The organism is Allobosea sp. P4_E12 (assembly GCF_056401655.1).
In genome coordinates, this window is record NZ_JBFUIY010000008.1 from 191355 (window position 1) to 208184 (window position 16830).

10 protein-coding genes are annotated in these 16830 nt (G+C 65.3%); 6 read left to right on the forward strand and 4 right to left on the reverse strand.

The features are described 5' to 3' along the window. Positions 1-112 precede the first annotated feature (112 nt). The 4 genes from AC1DW9_RS12875 to AC1DW9_RS12890 form a co-directional block, all read right to left on the reverse strand. Positions 113-1444: an MFS transporter gene (locus AC1DW9_RS12875; RefSeq protein WP_441506403.1), complete on the reverse strand. Its 1332-nt coding sequence runs from the start codon at positions 1442-1444 to the stop codon at positions 113-115. Positions 1445-2385: 941 nt separating this feature from the next. Next, positions 2386-4221, reverse strand: a complete 1836-nt coding sequence (locus AC1DW9_RS12880) for an SLC13 family permease (protein WP_441478691.1) — start codon at positions 4219-4221, stop codon at positions 2386-2388. A 100-nt stretch (positions 4222-4321) separates the two neighbouring features. Continuing rightward, positions 4322-5527 carry a M20/M25/M40 family metallo-hydrolase gene (locus tag AC1DW9_RS12885; RefSeq protein ID WP_441506404.1) on the reverse strand — a complete coding sequence of 402 codons (1206 nt, stop codon included), beginning with the start codon at positions 5525-5527 and terminating at the stop codon, positions 4322-4324. 54 nt (positions 5528-5581) lie between these two features. Then, entirely contained in the window at positions 5582-7132 is a 1551-nt protein-coding gene (locus AC1DW9_RS12890) for an AbgT family transporter (RefSeq protein WP_441506405.1), read from the reverse strand. Between the two features lie 355 nt (positions 7133-7487). Between AC1DW9_RS12890 and AC1DW9_RS12895 the strand changes: the two genes are divergently transcribed. From AC1DW9_RS12895 to AC1DW9_RS12920, 6 genes are all read left to right on the forward strand, one after another. Continuing rightward, positions 7488-8639: an alpha/beta hydrolase gene (locus AC1DW9_RS12895; protein ID WP_441506406.1), complete on the forward strand. Its 1152-nt coding sequence runs from the start codon at positions 7488-7490 to the stop codon at positions 8637-8639. A 178-nt stretch (positions 8640-8817) separates the two neighbouring features. After that, positions 8818-9900: a helix-turn-helix transcriptional regulator gene (locus AC1DW9_RS12900; RefSeq protein WP_441490728.1), complete on the forward strand. Its 1083-nt coding sequence runs from the start codon at positions 8818-8820 to the stop codon at positions 9898-9900. Between the two features lie 23 nt (positions 9901-9923). Continuing rightward, positions 9924-11132: an MFS transporter gene (locus AC1DW9_RS12905; RefSeq protein ID WP_441490727.1), complete on the forward strand. Its 1209-nt coding sequence runs from the start codon at positions 9924-9926 to the stop codon at positions 11130-11132. 251 nt (positions 11133-11383) lie between these two features. Continuing rightward, complete coding sequence (locus AC1DW9_RS12910) at positions 11384-12490, forward strand: efflux RND transporter periplasmic adaptor subunit (protein WP_441490726.1); 1107 nt, start codon at positions 11384-11386, stop codon at positions 12488-12490. Beyond that, entirely contained in the window at positions 12487-15576 is a 3090-nt protein-coding gene (locus AC1DW9_RS12915; protein WP_476767641.1) for an efflux RND transporter permease subunit, read from the forward strand. Before AC1DW9_RS12910 ends, AC1DW9_RS12915 begins: the two co-directional genes overlap by 4 nt. After that, complete coding sequence (locus tag AC1DW9_RS12920; RefSeq protein WP_441506408.1) at positions 15573-16745, forward strand: efflux RND transporter periplasmic adaptor subunit; 1173 nt, start codon at positions 15573-15575, stop codon at positions 16743-16745. Before AC1DW9_RS12915 ends, AC1DW9_RS12920 begins: the two co-directional genes overlap by 4 nt. Positions 16746-16830 lie beyond the last annotated feature (85 nt).

The following is a 16830-nucleotide window of genomic DNA, read 5'->3' on the forward strand; positions in this document are numbered from 1 at the left end:
CGGCGCCGCTACTAAAGCATCGGCCCGAAAAGTGGATTGCGGTTTTCGGGAAAGCCGATGCAAGGACAAAGGGTTAGATCATCGGACTGGATACGATATCCGGTCCGTTGATCTAACTCCGCCTCGAAATCGCGGCCGACCTACTGCCGGTCATCATGACGGTGCGGAACGCCTCGATCTGCGCGGCGGAAGATGCATCGTCCCTCGCGCCCCCGACGATTCGGTTCAACGGCAGCGTTTGCTGGAATGCATGATTGAGGCGACCGCCGCGGCGCAGAGGCCGAGCAGACATGCCGAGACAAGCAGGGTCGGCATGATGCCGGCCCTGTCGAACCCTGCCGCATAGATCAGCGGCATGGCCGACTGCCCGAGCATGGCCGCCATCGAGTGCAACGCCATCATCGCGCCCTGCGTATGCGGGGTCAGCGTCGCCAGATAGGTCTGAAGTGGAATGGCTGCACTGCGATAGTGCGAAGCCGAATGCCAGCAATGCGCCGAACTGCAAAGGCCAGGGAAGATGGGCACTCAGACTTGCCATGGCGAGCGCCATGACCAGCCCGCCGGCCAGGGTGAAATGGACTGGCGTTATCCAGCGCAGGGTGCGGCGCAGGCTGACCCCATAGGCAATGCTGCCGATCATGAAGCCGGAGAGCACGATGCCGACGGTGGACGCACTGGCTCCGACGAGAAAGGCAATGTGCGGGAACAAGCCCTGTGTCAGTCCGGTCAGGGCAAGCTGCAGCCCAAGATCGCGGCGGGCGCTCGCCAGCCCGAGAATCCTGCGATAGGCAGAGAACGCCGAGCCGAACCCGGCGCGCGATGACGAGACTTCGCGGGTATCGCGCAGCGCCGCCGTGACGATAGCGAAACAGCTCAGGCCGATCAGGCCGGCCACGAGCAGGCTGCCGCGCCAGCCGAGCGCATCGGCAATGAAGCCGGACCCGACGGCCCCGGCCAGCGACCCTGTGACCGAGGCCGCACTGGCCTTGCCGAAAGCCTCCTGATGCCCCTCAGGCGCGATCCGCTCCGCGAGGATGGCAAAGCACAGCGGGAATGTGCCGGCCGTGAAGAAGCCGACGACGAGCCGGGTGGCGAGCAGCAGCTCGAAACTGGAGGCAAGGCTGCCGAGCAATGTGCCAAGCGCGCTCACCCCGAGGCAGACGCGCATCACCCGCAATTTGCCGAGTTGGTCGCCGAGAGCACCGGCAATCGGCTGTGCCAGGGCATAGGCGAGCGCAAACGCCGTCGCCATGGCCACAACCTGGCTGCGAGGCACCGCAAAATCCCGGCTGAGCATGGGCAGCACCGGGTCGAACAGGAACACACCAAGCGAAGAGCCGAAGCAGGCGAGGCCGAGAATACGCAGCAATGCATGCTGTTGGTCGGGCGGTGGCTTCTGGCATGGGGCCTGTCCCCCTGGCGTGCCGACGGGCAGATTGGTCATCGGCTTGCGCAGACCCCTTTCATCGTCATCGGCTGCCCAAGTTGGCGATAGACCGTCCCGGGCACCGCGAGTAGCAGCACGGGGGCTATGTGATTTGACCCCGCGCCGACCGAACAAGATGCTCGATATCGCCCAATTCCGAGCAGATCAGCCGTTCTGGCCGCTCTTTCGGCAGCATCATTCAGGGAGGGACGTGGCTTAGAAGAGCGGGGTGATGTCTGCTTGGGTTATCGGTGCATCCATCGCGACATCGCTCTCAATGCAAGAGAGCCGGCGACACTGTCATCACACGCGACCGTCTCGGAGGATCGAGCGACGCCCGAAGGCCGGAGGATCCTGGATCTGTGTGGTTCGGAGTTTGAGTCCGGGGTAGCGGCAGCTCCTGCCGATCAGATGTGGTGTGCCGAGAAGCGTGGGAGTTCTTGGCGCTTCTCGGCGTCTGCATCCTGGCCCCAAGGCCAGCTGGACATACGTCACTACGCGGCGTCATCCCTGCGCGGCGACCGCCCGCACTGGTCCGGGGCGCGCCCCGGATTGCCCGGTCAGCGGCGGCAGACTTGCACGCGGCGGACGACCCAGCGGCCACGATGGTCGCGCACGCGACGGTTTTCCCACCAGCAGCGGCCATGGCGTGGCGCGACATGCCGCGGGGGCGAACGGTGCCATTGTGCGAGTTCGACGCCGGGATTGGTGGCAACGCTACCAGCCGATGATACCGGGGCAGCAAAGGCAGTGCCCGAACACAGTGCTCCGATAACCATCCCAGCAGCGAGCGCTGCTCCGCGAATATCAACCAATTGATCCTCCTTGGCCTCAAGCCAAATGTTGACCCGGCGCATCACCACGCCAGGCAATCGATCGGCCGCTGTCACGGCCGATCGTTCCTGCTCCGCCCGCTTTGACCGCGAGCTCGGCGAAAACTCTCGGCAGTCGGACAGAATTCAGAAGCGCCAGATGAGCGGAACGATGAAGACGGCCACCACGAAGAACCAGATCAGCAGCGGCAGGCCGAGCTTCCAGTAATCGCTGAAGGCATAGCCGCCTGGCCCCATCACCATCAGATTGGTCGGCGTCGCGATCGGGGTGAGGAAAGCTCCGGCGGCGGCAACGGCCGTGCTCATCAAGACCGGCCGCGGCGAAATCCCCATGCTGGCGGCAGCGGCCACCCCGATCGGGATGACGATCAGCGCGGTCGCGGTATTGCTGATCAACTGCCCCATGACGGCAGTCAGCACGAACAGACCCGCAAGCAAGGCGACTGGGCCGGCATCGCCAACCATGTAGACGAGCCGCTCGGCCATCAGCTTCGCCGCACCGGTTTCCACCATCGCGGTCGAGAGCGGCATCATCGCGCCGACGAGGATCACGGTGGTCCAGCCGATCGCGCGGTAGGACTGCTCGACATTCATGATGCCCGACAGGATGATCGCGCCTGCAGCCAGCAAACCTGCGACGGCGGGCGGGACGACGCCTGTGGCAAGCAGCAGAACCATCGCGACGAGAATGATGACGGCCTGCTTCGCGCCGGGGCCCATCGGCACGGCTTGACGGCGCACCAGTTCGGGCGAGCTCACGACGAGGACATCGGGATCGTCGAGATGGACGTCGAGCGCCTTCCAGGTGCCCTGCAGCAGCATGGTATCGCCGGCTTGCAGCACGATGCCACCGGAATCCTTGGTTGCATTCGCGGCGGCGAGTTCCGCCCCCGCGCGCTGCACGGCCAGAACGATCAGATCGCCACTGTCGGTGACCATCCCCGGGAAAACGGTCTGGCCGATCAGGCCGGAGCGCGGCGGGATCACGACTTCGGCCAGACCGGAGCGCTGGTTGAACAGCGTCTCCGCGCCCTGCCCCTGCTTTGCCTCCTCACGGAAGGCGAGATGCATCTCCGCCGCCAGTGTCGCGGCCGCGTCAGCCTCACCGCGAACCAAAAGATGATCGCCATCGGCAATGACCGAGCGACGGATGGGGCTTGCGGTTTCGCCCTCCTGAATGGCGACCAGCTGCAGTCCCGGATAGGCCGACAGGTCGATGCTGGCGGGCGCAGCGCCGAGATAAGGCGAACTGGCACGCACGCGCATCTGATAGATGCCGCTGGCAAGGCCGTATTGCTCGACCAGCGTCTTGGCATGCCGGCTGAAATCGGCGGGCATGGTCGCGCCATTGCGCTCAGGCAGCAGGCGCTGGCCGAAGAGGATGATGATCGCCATCGTGCCCGCCAGCAGCGGCACGCCGACCAGCGCGAATTCGAAGAAACCGAAGCTACCCATCCCTGCATCGCTACTGGCCTCGGAGACCAGCACGTTCACGGGAGTTCCCGTCAGCGCCAGCATCGAACCCGCATGCGCGGCGAAGACCAGCGGCATCAGCAGTTGCGAAGAATTGCGCTTGAGCCGAACCGCGATGACGACAACAACCGGCAGCAATGCAGCGACGGCGCCGTTGAGGCTGATCACCGCGGTCAGCAGCGAAACGAGAATCATGGTGAGAATCAGAAGGCGGGTTCGACTTTCCTCGCCCGCTCCCTTGATCAGGAGTTGGCCTGCCCAGGCGGTGACGCCGGTGACCTCGAGCCCGGAGCTGACGACGAAGAGCGAGGCGATGAAGATGACGGCGGGGTCGCCGAAACCGCCCAGAGCCTGGGGCAGGGTCAGGACCCCGGTCGCCCAAAGGGCAAGCGCTACTCCCATCGCGACCAGAACGACGGGAATCTTGTTCCAGATGAACAAGACCACGGCAACGGCGATGATGGTGCCGGTATAGGCTATCGGGCTCAATCGCTCAGCTCCCTATTGGGCCCTGCCAGGCCGCAGAAATGCGTAGGGCGCAGCATGCCGGCGCAGTCTACGCCCCGGCACACCGCACCCAGCCAAGGCCTCAGTCTTCCAGGGTCGCCATCAGGATACCAATGCGGCAACCCTTTTCGTACTCGGTGAGATTCACATACTCCTTGATGGTATGGATCTCGGCCTGCCCGGCGCCGATGGTGATGGTCGGAACCCCGTGCTTGTCAAACCAGTTGGCGTCGAGACCACCATTGGAGAACAGATAGGTCGGCTCGATGCCCAGCAGCTTGAGCGCCTTGGTGGCACGCTTCACCACCGGAGCATCCTGGCCCAGTTCGAAGGGGGGGTAAGCCGGCTTCTGGCTGAACTTCACCTCCGCGGTGTTGCCCTCGTGATCCTTCACCTCGCCCTGCGCCTTGGCGAAGGCCTCCTTGTAGCCGTTCGCGATCTTGGTCGCGAAGGCAGCCTCCGGGCTGCGCGCCTCGCCGCGGATATAGACGTAGTCGGTGACGACATTGGTCGCATCGCCGGCCGCGACCGTGCCGCCCTTGCCGCCGAAAATGCCGACATTGCTGGTGCCGTGGCCGTCGGATTTGACGACCTTGCCGAACCAGCCGGCACGCTGTGCCTCGGCGATCGCGATGGCGCCGACCAGCGTCGCCGAAATGCCCTTTTCCGGCGCGACGCCGGCATGGGATGCCTTGCCCTTGATCTCGACTTCCCAGTTCTCCTGGCCGACTGCACCGACGAGCAGCTCCGAGGCGAGCTGGCCATCGACATTGATGCACATCGCAGCCCCGCCGAGATCGGCCGGGTTGAGTTCACGGGCACCATGCAGCCCGCTCTCCTCGCGGACGGTGAAGAGCAGGGTGATCGGCGGATGCGGCAGCTTGTGCTTGATCAGCGTCTCGGCGAGCACGACCAGGAGCGCGACGCCGGTGCGGGCATCGCCGCCGAGCGCGGTCGTCCCGTCGGAGACGATGCGGTCGCCCTCACGCCGAGGTTTGGCGCCGGCGCAAAGCGGCACGGTGTCGAGATGGGTGGAGAACAGCAGGCGTGGCCCCGGCCGCGTGCCCGGCAGATCGACGAAGAGATTGCCGGTCTCCGTCGGCACCGGGATGCGCTTGTTGGCATCGTCGAAGCGGATCGCGGATGCCGGCACCCCGACCTTCTTCAGCGCCTCGCTGACCGCAGCCCCGATCTTGGCTTCCTGACCGGTCACGCCTTCGACCGAGAGGAAATTCATCAGGTGGTCGATGGCACTTGCGACGTCGAGGGGGATTGAGGGGCTGCTCATGATGTCCATCCGATCAGGTCAGGGTTATTTCGTTTCGGGCTGCGCGACCGGCCGTCACAGGCCCCAGGGCAGGCCGAGCATCTTCCAGACCGCGAAGAGCGCCGTCCACAACACGAACATCCAGACGACATAGGGCAGCATCAGGGAGACGATCGTGCCGACACCTGCGGTCTTGTCGTATTTCTGGGCGAAGCCCACGACGAGGGCGAAATAGGCGTTGAGCGGTGTGATCGCGTTCATCGGGGAATCGCCGACGCGATAGGCGGCCAGCACCGCTTCCGGCTCGACGCCGAGCTTCATCAGCAGCGGCACGAAGACGGGCGCGAAGATCGCCCATTTTGCAATCGCGCCGGTCAGCAGCAGGTCGATGATCGCGACCACGACGATGAAGCCGAGCAGCAGCGGCAGCGCGCCGATATTGGCCGACTGCAGGACGCCCGACAGGCTGAGCGCCATGACGGTGCCCATGTTGGTATAGGTGAAATAGGCGACGAACTGGCTCAGCACGAAGAACAGGAAGATCGTGCCGCCGAGATTCTTGATCGACTTCTCGATCGCCGCGATCACCTCCGGCAACGTCCGCAAGGTCCCGGCTCCGATGCCATAGGCCCAGCCCGTGGTGAGGAACATCAGCATGATCAGTGCGATCAGCCCGTTCATGAAGGGCGAGTTGCCGATCAGCTCGCCGGTTGTCGGATTGCGCAGCGGCGCCCCCGGCGGCAGTGTCAACAGACAGAACACCGCAACCAGCGCGAGCAGGCCGAGCCCCGCGAAGCGCAGTCCACGCGTTTCCTGATCGGACAACGAAGCGCCCTGCTCCGTCGTGGTGCCTTCGGCCGCCAGCTTCGGATCGTAGACGCCAAGGCGCGGTGCGATCATCCGGTCGGTGATGAAGGCGATGACGACGGTGAGGAACAGCACCGAGGCGATCGAGAACCAGACATTGGAAGCCAGGCCGATCGAGCGGTTCGGATCAACGAGATGGGCGGCGTCATTGGTGAACTCGACGAGAACGGCGTCGAGCGGCTTGATCAGCATATTGACCGTGAAGGCTCCGGCCACGGCAGCAAAGCCGAGCGCGAGGCCGGCGAGCGGATGACGCCCAACGGCGAGATAGGCAATGCCGGCGAGCGGGATCAGGACCAGATAGCCCGCATCCGCGGCAATGCTGGCGAGGATGCCGACGAAGGCCAGGATATAGGTCAGCGCCCAACCCGGCGACACGATGACGAGCTTCCGGATCAGCGCCGTCACCAGGCCGGATTCCTCGGCCACGCCGGCCCCGATCATCGCGACGATCATCAGCCCCACGGCGGTGAAGCTCATGAAGTTCGGAATCAGCGACGAATAGATGAAGCGAATGCCTTCGACGTTGAGCAGGCTGCGTATCGCCGTGCTCGCCATCTCGACCTTATGGGTGTCGGGATTGATGCGCTCGAAGGTGACCGCCGCGCCGAACAGGCTGAGCACGGCCGACAGCACCATGACGATGGCGATGAGGATGAGGAAGATGACGACGGGATGGGGAACCATGTTCCCCACTTTCTCGACCGTATCGAGAAATCTCTGCATCGTTGTCTTTGACGCGACGTTCCCGGTAGACATGTCTTGCCCTCCCCTAAGCCTTGGACTTCGGCCCCACGGGGGGTCGCGATGAGCAGGTGTGCCGCCGGAATCGTTGCCGAGGCGGTCATACCGGCAACTTAATTCCCTGCGCGCCGAGGGCATCGGCACAGAATCCCAAAGCTTGGACCGCCTGTCCCAAAGTTGACGGCAAGCTTGCTGCCTCCGGATGGGTTCTTTATCCTGACACAGCCGCTCGAGATCCTCCGATCTCCTATTTGCAGATTGGGGACGTCGACGTGACACCGACGCACGGTAAGGCATGCAAGAGCAATTCGGTAAGCCCGTTACTGCGTGCAATGCTTGGCGCGCGCCCGAATCCTGGGGCTCTTTGACCATGGGCCGCCGCCTCGACACCTTGGGGATGAGCCTGGCGGGACTTGCCGTCGCGTTCGGCCTCAGTGCTTGCGCTTCGGCGCCACGCGGATTGCTTCAACCTGTCGAGCCCGTTGCCGGTACCGACCGTGTGAACATGCTTGCCGCGACGACGCGCGCTCCCTCGGCGGAAGCGGGTGTTCTGTTCAGCGGCGAGCGCGGAGATACGGTCTCGTTCAGCAATATCGTCGTCTCGATCCCCAAGGATCGGGAGGTCGGTACCATCCAGCTGCCGCGCACGGCTCCCGGCAATGCGGCAACGGATTTTGTCGTCACCTCGACCGCGCCGGTCGCCAAGACGGACCTCGTCAAATGGTTCAAGTCGACGGGCGGGCGCAAGCGCCGGGTCTTCGTCTTCGTCCACGGCTTCAACACGCCGTTCGACCGCGCCGTCTTTCGTTTCGCGCAGTTGACCCATGACGCCGATGCCGATGCGTCCCCGGTCCTGTTCTCGTGGCCGTCGCGCGGCCATCTGCTCGACTACAGCCGGGATTTCGACAATGCATCGTATTCCCGCTCGGATCTCGCTTATCTGCTGAAGGCGGCTGCAAGTAGCCCCTCTGTCGGCGAAATCGTCATCCTCGCCCATTCCATGGGGAGCTGGCCTGCCGTCGAGGCCGTCAGGCAGATCGCTCTCGAGCAGGGCGGCGTCCCCCGGAAGATCAACAATCTCATTCTGGCCTCGCCCGATCTCGATGTCGGCGTGTTTCGCCGGCAAGTCGAGGACATGGGCTCCCAGCGTCCGCAGATCACGCTTTTCGTCTCGCAGAACGACAGGGCGCTGCAGCTCTCCCGCTTCATTTCCCGCGGAGCGACGCGCCTCGGCGGCATCGACCTGACGCGCGACGAGTACCAGCAGCAGCTGGCGGGGTTGTCAGGCATCACGGTGCTGGATCTCAGCGCCATCAATGCCGGCGACCGCATCAATCACGACCTCTTTGCCGCCAGCCCCGATGCGGTCCGCCTCATTGGAGGCCGGCTGCTCCAAGGCCAGGTCATCACCGATTCCGACGTTTCCACTCCGCTGATGGCTGCGGATGCGCTCGGTTCGGCCGCCAGCCTGATCGTTACCGCGCCGATTCGCGTCTTCGACGCAGCGTCCCCGCGCCAGTAGCGAGCCAAGTGCCGCAAGAGGACCACCTGCTTCCTCCTGATAACGGCAATTCTCGGCGGTTTATTGCTTGCCATTGCTAGCTCCGAGCGTCACAGTTTCTTCACGGAACTGAGAAACATTGACCTCCCGTTGGTACGCGGGGCCAAGATTAACGTAACGCTATCGCGAGGAGAATGCCGTGTCGGCTCTCTCTAGTACCAATTCAGGGATCCCGGGCGGAGCGGTCTTCGTTCAGAACTTCTCGACCAAGGGACTGCCCGCGGAGGATCAGTTCGACGCGTGGCGTTCTCTGCTCTCCGAGACGATCGATCTCTTGCCTACGCCGAACGCGTCCGAGCCATTCGACGCCGAGTTCTCCTCGTGGAGCTTCGGCGACGTCGTTCTGACCAGGACGCTCTACGCCGACGCCCCCGCTCGCCATTGGCGGCACAGGCCGCGGTCCTTCATGGATCATTGGTGCGTCGTGCTCGCACATTCCTGTTCGCCTGAGTGCAACCTGCTTTCCCTGAGCCCCCCCGAGCGGCAAGGCAATCTCAGCTTCCGCTCGCTCGCCATGCCGTTCGAAGGCCAGGCCGAGGACACGGAAGTCCTGACGCTGTTCCTGCCTCGTAACTTTTGCCAGGAGGAACTCGTCGATTTCGAGCGGGCGCACGATCTGGAAATCAATCCCGAACTCGGGGCGCTGCTCACGGGCTATATGGAGAACCTCGCCCGACAACTGCCGCATATCTCGGTGGAGCATGCGCAGGGCCTCGCCACCGCGACGCGTTCGCTGGTCGCGGCCTGCATCGCGCCGCGGGTCGAACGTTCCGAGGCTGCGGAGGTGCCGCTGACCTCCCTTCTGATCGATCGTGCCCGGCGCGTCGTCCGGCAGAACATGGCCTCCCCCGAGTTTGGTCCCGAGCGGCTGGCGCGCCTCATGGCGATGTCCCGCTCCAAGCTCTACCGGCTGTTCGAGAGCACGGGTGGCGTGGCTCATTTCATCAATCGCGAAAGGCTTCGCGAGGCGCATCGCCGACTCGCATCGACTCGCGATGCCCTGTCGATCCACGTCATCGGCAATGAAGTGGGCTTTATCGATCATTCGACCTTCAGCCGGGCGTTCCGACGTGAGTTCGGCTACAGCCCCACCGAGGCGCGCGAACGGCACCTGACCAAATTCTCCTCGCTCCCATCTGGACTTGCCCAGCAGGATGCGGCGCTGGACGATGCAGCGGGAGGGAGCGGAGATGAACGCGCCGCACACAGCCTTGCCGACTAGCCGAAGAGCATGAGGTTCTCGGCATGAAGGGGGCGACGGGGCGCCTCTCCTTTCTCTACGCGGCCCTTTTCTTCGAGCTCGGCGTCAATCTGCCGTTCTTTCCGCTCTGGCTGCGCGCGCAATCGCTTGGTGACGATGCGATCGGCATCGTGCTTGCCGCACCGCTGCTGACCCGCATCATCGCAAATCCGGTCGTTGGCGTCCTCGCGGACCGGAGCGTGCGCATGACCATTGCGCTGGTTGCCTGCTCGGTGGCTGTCGTCATCGGCACAGGTTTTCTCGCCTTTGCCGCGGGCTTCCTGCCAATCCTGCTGCTGGTGATTGCGATCGCGCTCGCCCAGGGTCCACTGATCGCCCTCACCGATGCCGTAACCCTGCGCAGCCTCGAGGGCTTGCGCTCGGCAGAGCTGCGCTACGGGCGGATTCGCCTGTGGGGCTCGGCGGGCTTTGCGCTCGCCAACCTCTCGGCGGGCTGGATGCTCGACTGGCTGCCGATCTCGTCCATCATCGGAATGTTGCTGCTGTCGGCGCTTGCGACCGCGCTTGCCACGGTCGCCGTCGCAACCATTCGCCTGCCGGAGAGATCAGCCGCTCCCCACGAGAGGGCCGGGTTGGTGGAGAGGCCGCATCTGCTGATCCTGACGATTGCCGGGGCGGCACTCGTCCAGGCGAGCCACGCCGCCGTCTACGGGTTCAGCACGTTGCACTGGCAAAGCCTCGGCATTTCCGGGGGTACCATGGGAAGCCTCTGGGCGGCGGGCATCGCGTCGGAGATCACATTCTTCAGCCTGCTCGGATACGTCATCCGCGGCTCGGCCGGAGCAGGCGTCCTGCTCGCCGCCAGCGGCGCTGTCGCCACATTGCGCTGGGCCGGCATGGCTCTCGACCCGGATATAGCCTTCGTCGTCCTGCTGCAGCTGACGCATGGCCTGACCTTCGGCGCGACGCATCTGGGCAGCATCTTTCTGCTCGCGAAGTTCGCGCCGCGCAGCATGCTGGCCCAGGCTCAGGCCTGGCTTGCCGCCGGATGGGCCGGGGTGATGGCGGCTCTGACGACCCTTGCCGGCTATCTCTACGGCTCGTGGGGGGAGCATGTTTATGGCCTGATGGCGATCGCTTCCGGCATCGGCTTCCTCTTGCTGATCCCTGTCGCAGCCAGCCTGAGACGGGAGGATACGGCTCCGCAGCAAGGACCTCCGGACGCCGAGTACCCTGTCCCAAAATTGGGATGACCAGCGCAGAGTTGGGATTCTGAGCTAATCCGCGCTTCCCGGACTGTTGGTAGCGTCCGTCCCTGCCGCCCGAAGAGATTGGCGACGGACACTTGTCTTGCGCCCGAGGTTCCACGGCCTCTGCCTCGCGGTTGCCAGAGGAAGAACATGATGCTTTTGAACGGCTTGCGAGAGAACCCGTTCCCCGCGAATGGCAGGATCGTTGCAAGAACTCCGCCGTGTGCGAGGGCGGCGCTGCGAGGGCCGAAGGCATGAGCGTGCGTCGCGGCCCTGGTCCCTCCCGGTCTCTGCATGCAGCCGCGCTGACCGTCATTGCACTCGCCTCCGCAGCCTGCCAGCGCGAGGCCGACGAGGCCCCGCCGCCCGTGCGGATCGTCCGCACGATCACGGTCGACGAGCCCCGCCAGGCAGCGGACATCAATTTCACCGGCCATATCGAAGCGCAGGACCAGGCGTCGCTCTCCTTCCGCATCGGTGGCCGGCTGGCGGAGAGGCGCGTCGCGGTCGGCGCGACGGTACGCGAGGGAGAGGTCGTTGCCCGCCTCGACCCCGAGAACGAACTCAACGAACTGCGTTCGGCGCGGGCGGCACTCACGGCTGCTCAGGGCCTTCTGAGAAAGGCCGACAACCAGTTGCAGCGCCAGAGCCATCTGCTCCAGCGCAATGTCACGACGCAGGCTGATTTCGAGGCTGCCGAGCAGGGGCGCACGGCTGCCCGGGCTCAGGTCGACGCCGCACAAGCCCGCGTCAATTCCGCAGAAGATGTCGTCGGCTTCACCACCTTGAAGGCCGATGCACCAGGCGTCGTGACCAGGATCGGCGCAGAGCCGGGCGAGGTCGTCGCTGCCGGCCGGATGATCGTGCAACTCGCAAGGCGCGAGGGGCGCGATGCCGTATTCGAGGTGCCCGCCGCATTGATGCGCAGCCTGCCGGCCGATGCGCGCGTGTATGTCGCGCTCACCGGCGATCCCGGCACCACCGTCAGGGGCCGGGTACGCGAGGTCTCGCCCCAGGCCGACCCGGTGACGCGGACCTTCCGAGTCAGGGTCGGTCTCTCAGAGCCTCCGCAGTCCTACCGGCTCGGGACCGCGGTCCTCGGCACGATCCGCGGCAGCGAAGCCTCGGCCATTACCATACCGTCGACGGCGCTGGTGCGCCGCGAGCAGGATACCGGAGCCTGGGTCGTCGATCCCAAGACGCTCACCGTGTCGCTGCGCAAGCTCGACGTCCTCAGCGCCGACCCCGCGACGGCCCTGATCGGCAAGGGCCTGGCACTTGGCGATGTTATTGTCACGGCCGGCGCGAGCCTTTTGCAGGAAGGCCAGCATGTGCGGCTGACCGGGACGGAAACACGATGAGCTTCAACCTCTCGGAATGGGCCCTCAAGAACCGCTCGGTCGTGATCTATCTCATGATCGTCGCCGTCGCGGCCGGCGTGCTCGCCTTCGTGCGGCTTGGCCGCAATGAAGACCCCTCCTTCGTCATCAAGTCGATGGTCGTCTCGGCGGCCTGGCCGGGCGCGACCATGGAGGACACGCTGACGCAGATCACCGAGCGGCTCGAGCGCCAGCTCGAGGAAACGCCCGGCCTCGATTTCGTCCGCAGCTTCACGACGCCCGGCGTGACGACGATCTTCGTAAACCTGAAGCAGTCGGTCCCGGCGCGCCACGTGCAGGACACCTGGTACCGGGTCCGCAATCTCGTCGGGGACATCCGCCATACCCTGCCCCAGGGTGCGGTCGGGCCGTTCTTCAACGATCGCTTCGGCGACACTTTCGGCATCATCTACGGCTTCACCGCAGATGGCTTCACCAGCCGTGAGCTGCGCGACCATGTCGAAGCAGCCCGTTCGCGCCTGCTCCTCGTGCCAGACGTCTCGAAGATCGAGATCATCGGCGCCCAGGACGAGCGCATCTTCGTCGAATTCTCCGTCAGGGAACTCGCCAATCTCGGCATCGATCGCTCGGCCCTGCTCGGCGCCCTGCAGAGCCAGAACGTCGTGCGCCCCGCCGGCATCATCCAGACTGAGGACGAGAAGGTCTCGCTGCGCGTCTCGGGCGCCTTCCAGTCGGAAGCCGATCTGCTGAACGTCAATTTCCCCGTCGGCGATCGCATGGTTCGCCTCGCGGACATCGCCACCGTGCGCCGCGGTCATGCCGATCCGCCTCAGCCGATGTTCCGCGTCAACGGACGGGAAGCGATCGGACTGGGCATCGCGATGCGCGATGGCGGCGATATCCTGGCGCTTGGCAAGAATATCCAGCGTGCAATGGCGACCATCACCGCCAATCTGCCGCTCGGCATCGAGCCGCGCCTGGTCGCCGATCAGGCCGTGACGGTCGATCACGCGATCGACGATTTCATGACCTCGCTCTGGCAGTCGATCGCGATCATCATGGCGGTGAGCTTCATCAGCCTTGGCGTGCGCCCCGGCCTGGTCGTTGCGCTGTCCATTCCGCTGACGCTCGCGGTGGTCTTCGCCGTGATGCTCGTTGCCGGCATCGACATGCAGCGGATCTCGCTCGGTGCGCTGATCATCGCGCTCGCCCTGCTCGTCGACGACGCCATGACGACGACCGACGCGATGGTGACGCGTCTCGCCGCCGGCGAGGAGAAGGCAAAGGCGGCGACCTACGCCTTCAAGAAATATGCGATGGCGATGCTTGCCGGAACCCTGGTGACGATCGCCGGCTTCGTGCCGATCGGTTTTGCAGCAAGTTCGGCCGGCGAATACACATTCACCCTCTTTGCCGTGGTCAGCATCGCCCTGGTGGTGTCCTGGTTCGTGGCGGTGATCTTTGCACCGGTGCTTGGCGTCGCGATGCTGAAGGCGCCGGATCCGGCATCGAGCAATGCCGGCCCCGGCAGGGTCGAACGAACCTTCCGGCAGCTCCTGTCCGGGGCCATCAGGCTGCGCTGGGCGACCATCGCGGTGACGCTCGCATTGTTCGTCGCCTCCGTCCTCGCCCTGCCGCTGGTGCCCCGCCAGTTCTTCCCCGCCTCCGACCGGCCCGAGCTTCTGGTCGACCTGACACTGCCGCAGAACGCCTCGATCTATGCGAGCGAGCAGCTCGCGACCCGGTTCGACGCGGCACTCAAGGGCAACCCGGATGTCGATCGCTGGAGCACCTATGTCGGGCGCGGCGCAATCCGCTTCTATCTGCCGCTCAATGCGCAATTGCCCAACGACTTCTTCAGCCAGGCCGTCATCGTCGCCAAGGACGTGCCGGCTCGCGACCGCCTGCAGGCCAAGCTGGAAGAGCTCCTGGCCAAGGAGTTTCCGAATGTCGTCGCGCGCGTCTATCCGCTCGAACTCGGGCCGCCGGTCGGCTGGCCCGTGCAGTACCGCGTCAGCGGGCCCGACATCGCCGAGGTGCGCTCGATCGCGATGAAGCTGGCTCAGGTCGTCGCGACGAGCCCCAAGACCGAGCAGATCAATTTCGATTGGATCGAGCCTGCGCGCGAGCTGCGCCTGCGCGTCGATCAGGATGAGGCACGCCGCCTCGGCCTGAGTTCGCAAGCGCTTGCGGCGATCCTGAACACCGTCGTTTCCGGCACAGTCGTGACCCAGGTGCGCGACGATATCTATCTCGTCGATGTCGTCGTGCGGGCCCAGGACGCCGACCGCGTCTCGCTGGATACGCTGCGGACCATGCAGGTCGCGTTGCCCGGTGGACGCTCCGTGCCGGTGTCGCAGTTCGTGACGTTCAGCTACGGGCTGGACGCGCCGCTGATCTGGCGGCGCGACCGGGTTCCGAACCTGACAGTCGCCGCGGACGTCAAGCCCGGAACGCTGCCGGAGACCGTCGTCTCCGCCTTGCAGCCCTCGATCGACGCGCTGCGGAAGACGTTGTCGCCCGCCTACAGCATCGCCGTCGGAGGAACCGTCGAGGAAAGCGCCAAGTCGCAATCCTCGGTCATTGCCGTCGTGCCGGTCATGCTGCTGATCATGTTCACCGTGCTGATGGCCCAGCTGCGGAGCTTCAGACTGTTCGCCATCGTGCTCAGCATCGCGCCTCTCGGCCTCATCGGCGTGGTCAGCGCACTGCTCGTGTCGGGCAAGCCACTGGGTTTCGTCGCCCTGCTCGGCATCCTGGCGCTGATCGGCATCATCACCAAGAACGCGGTGATCCTGGTCGGCCAGATCGAGGCCGAGCGGGCCAGCGGCAAGAGTGTCGTCGAGGCGGCGCTCGACGCCAGCAGCACGCGCTTCCGGCCTATCATGCTGACGGCGGTCTCGACGGTGCTCGGCATGATCCCGATCGCCCCAACGGTGTTCTGGGGCCCGATGGCCTTCGCCATCATGGGCGGCCTCCTGGTCGCGACCGTCCTCACTCTCATCCTGCTGCCCGTGCTTTATGTCGCCGTCTTCGGCGCAGGCTCGCCCACACCGAGCAAGACGAAAGCCCGGGCGACGGCCGCTGCGGGAGTTTCTTCGCGATGAGACCGATCTCAGCCATCCGGTTCCAGCCCTCGGCCACGCGCATTCTCCGCGCCGCTGCCGCCTCGATGTTCGTCCTGGCGCTCGCTGCCTGCCAGAACCAGGAGGCCGCCCCTTCGGAGGGCCGCCCGGTCCGCGTGGTCAAGGTCGAGGCCGGCAAACTCGCCAACGACATCAAGCTGAGCGGCGAGATCCAGGCCGAGAAGAATGTCGGACTCGGCTTCCGCATCGGCGGCCGTGTCGCCGAGCGGCCGGTCAATGTCGGAGATCGCGTCGCAGCCGGACAGATCGTTGCCCGCCTTGACCCCTCGCTCGAACGCAACGCTCTGACGGCCGCCAAGGCAACGCTCGAAGCGGCCCGCGGCGAGGTGAACACGACGCGAAACACGTTCGAGCGTCAGGAACGGCTGATGGCGCAGGGCTTCACCACCCGGCCTCGTTTCGATCAGTCGCTCAAGGCGCAAGAGGCCGCGCAGGCCCAGCTCGAGGACGCCGAAGCGCAAGTCGAGCTGGCACAGGACCGGCTTGGCTTCACCGAATTGCGCGCAGGCGTCTCGGGCGTCGTAACCGCGCGCAGCATCGAGCCCGGCGAAGTCGTGCAGGCTGGGCAAGTCGTGCTTCAACTGGCGCGCGAAGACGGCCGTGACGCCGTCTTCAACGTGCCCGCCACGCTGCTGGAAACGCTGGAAGGCGACACTCCGATCCGGGTCGCTCTCGCCGAGGCTCCGACAGTGCGCGCATTTGGCCGTGTCCGAGAGGTGGCCCCGCAAGCCGACCCCGTGACCCGGACCTTTGCGGTCAGGATCGGCCTGATCGATCCGCCGGAGGAGATGCGGCTGGGATCGACCGTGGTCGGGACCATGGAGCTCACCTCGGCCTCCATCGTCTCCGTTCCGGCCAGCGCCCTGACCCAGCAGGACCTGTCGCCGGCAGTCTGGATCGTCGACCCCGTGAAGTCGACGGTCTCGCTGCGCAATGTCGACGTCCTGCGCTTCGACCCCGGCCTCGTCATCGTCTCGCAGGGGCTCGAGCCCGGCGACGTCATCGTCTCCGGAGGTATTCAGGCGTTGCACCCAGGCCAACGCGTGCAGCCGCTTCCCGCCGCGCGCGAGGCCGGCCGCACTGCGGCGGCGGCCCGGCCGCCGGGAAGCCCGGCGCTCCCGCCTTCGTGACGCATGAGGCCCCTTCTCCGCCGCGGGCGGACCCCTGCAACCAGAGGGTATCCTGGCAGGATCACACCATTCACCAGTCAAGCGA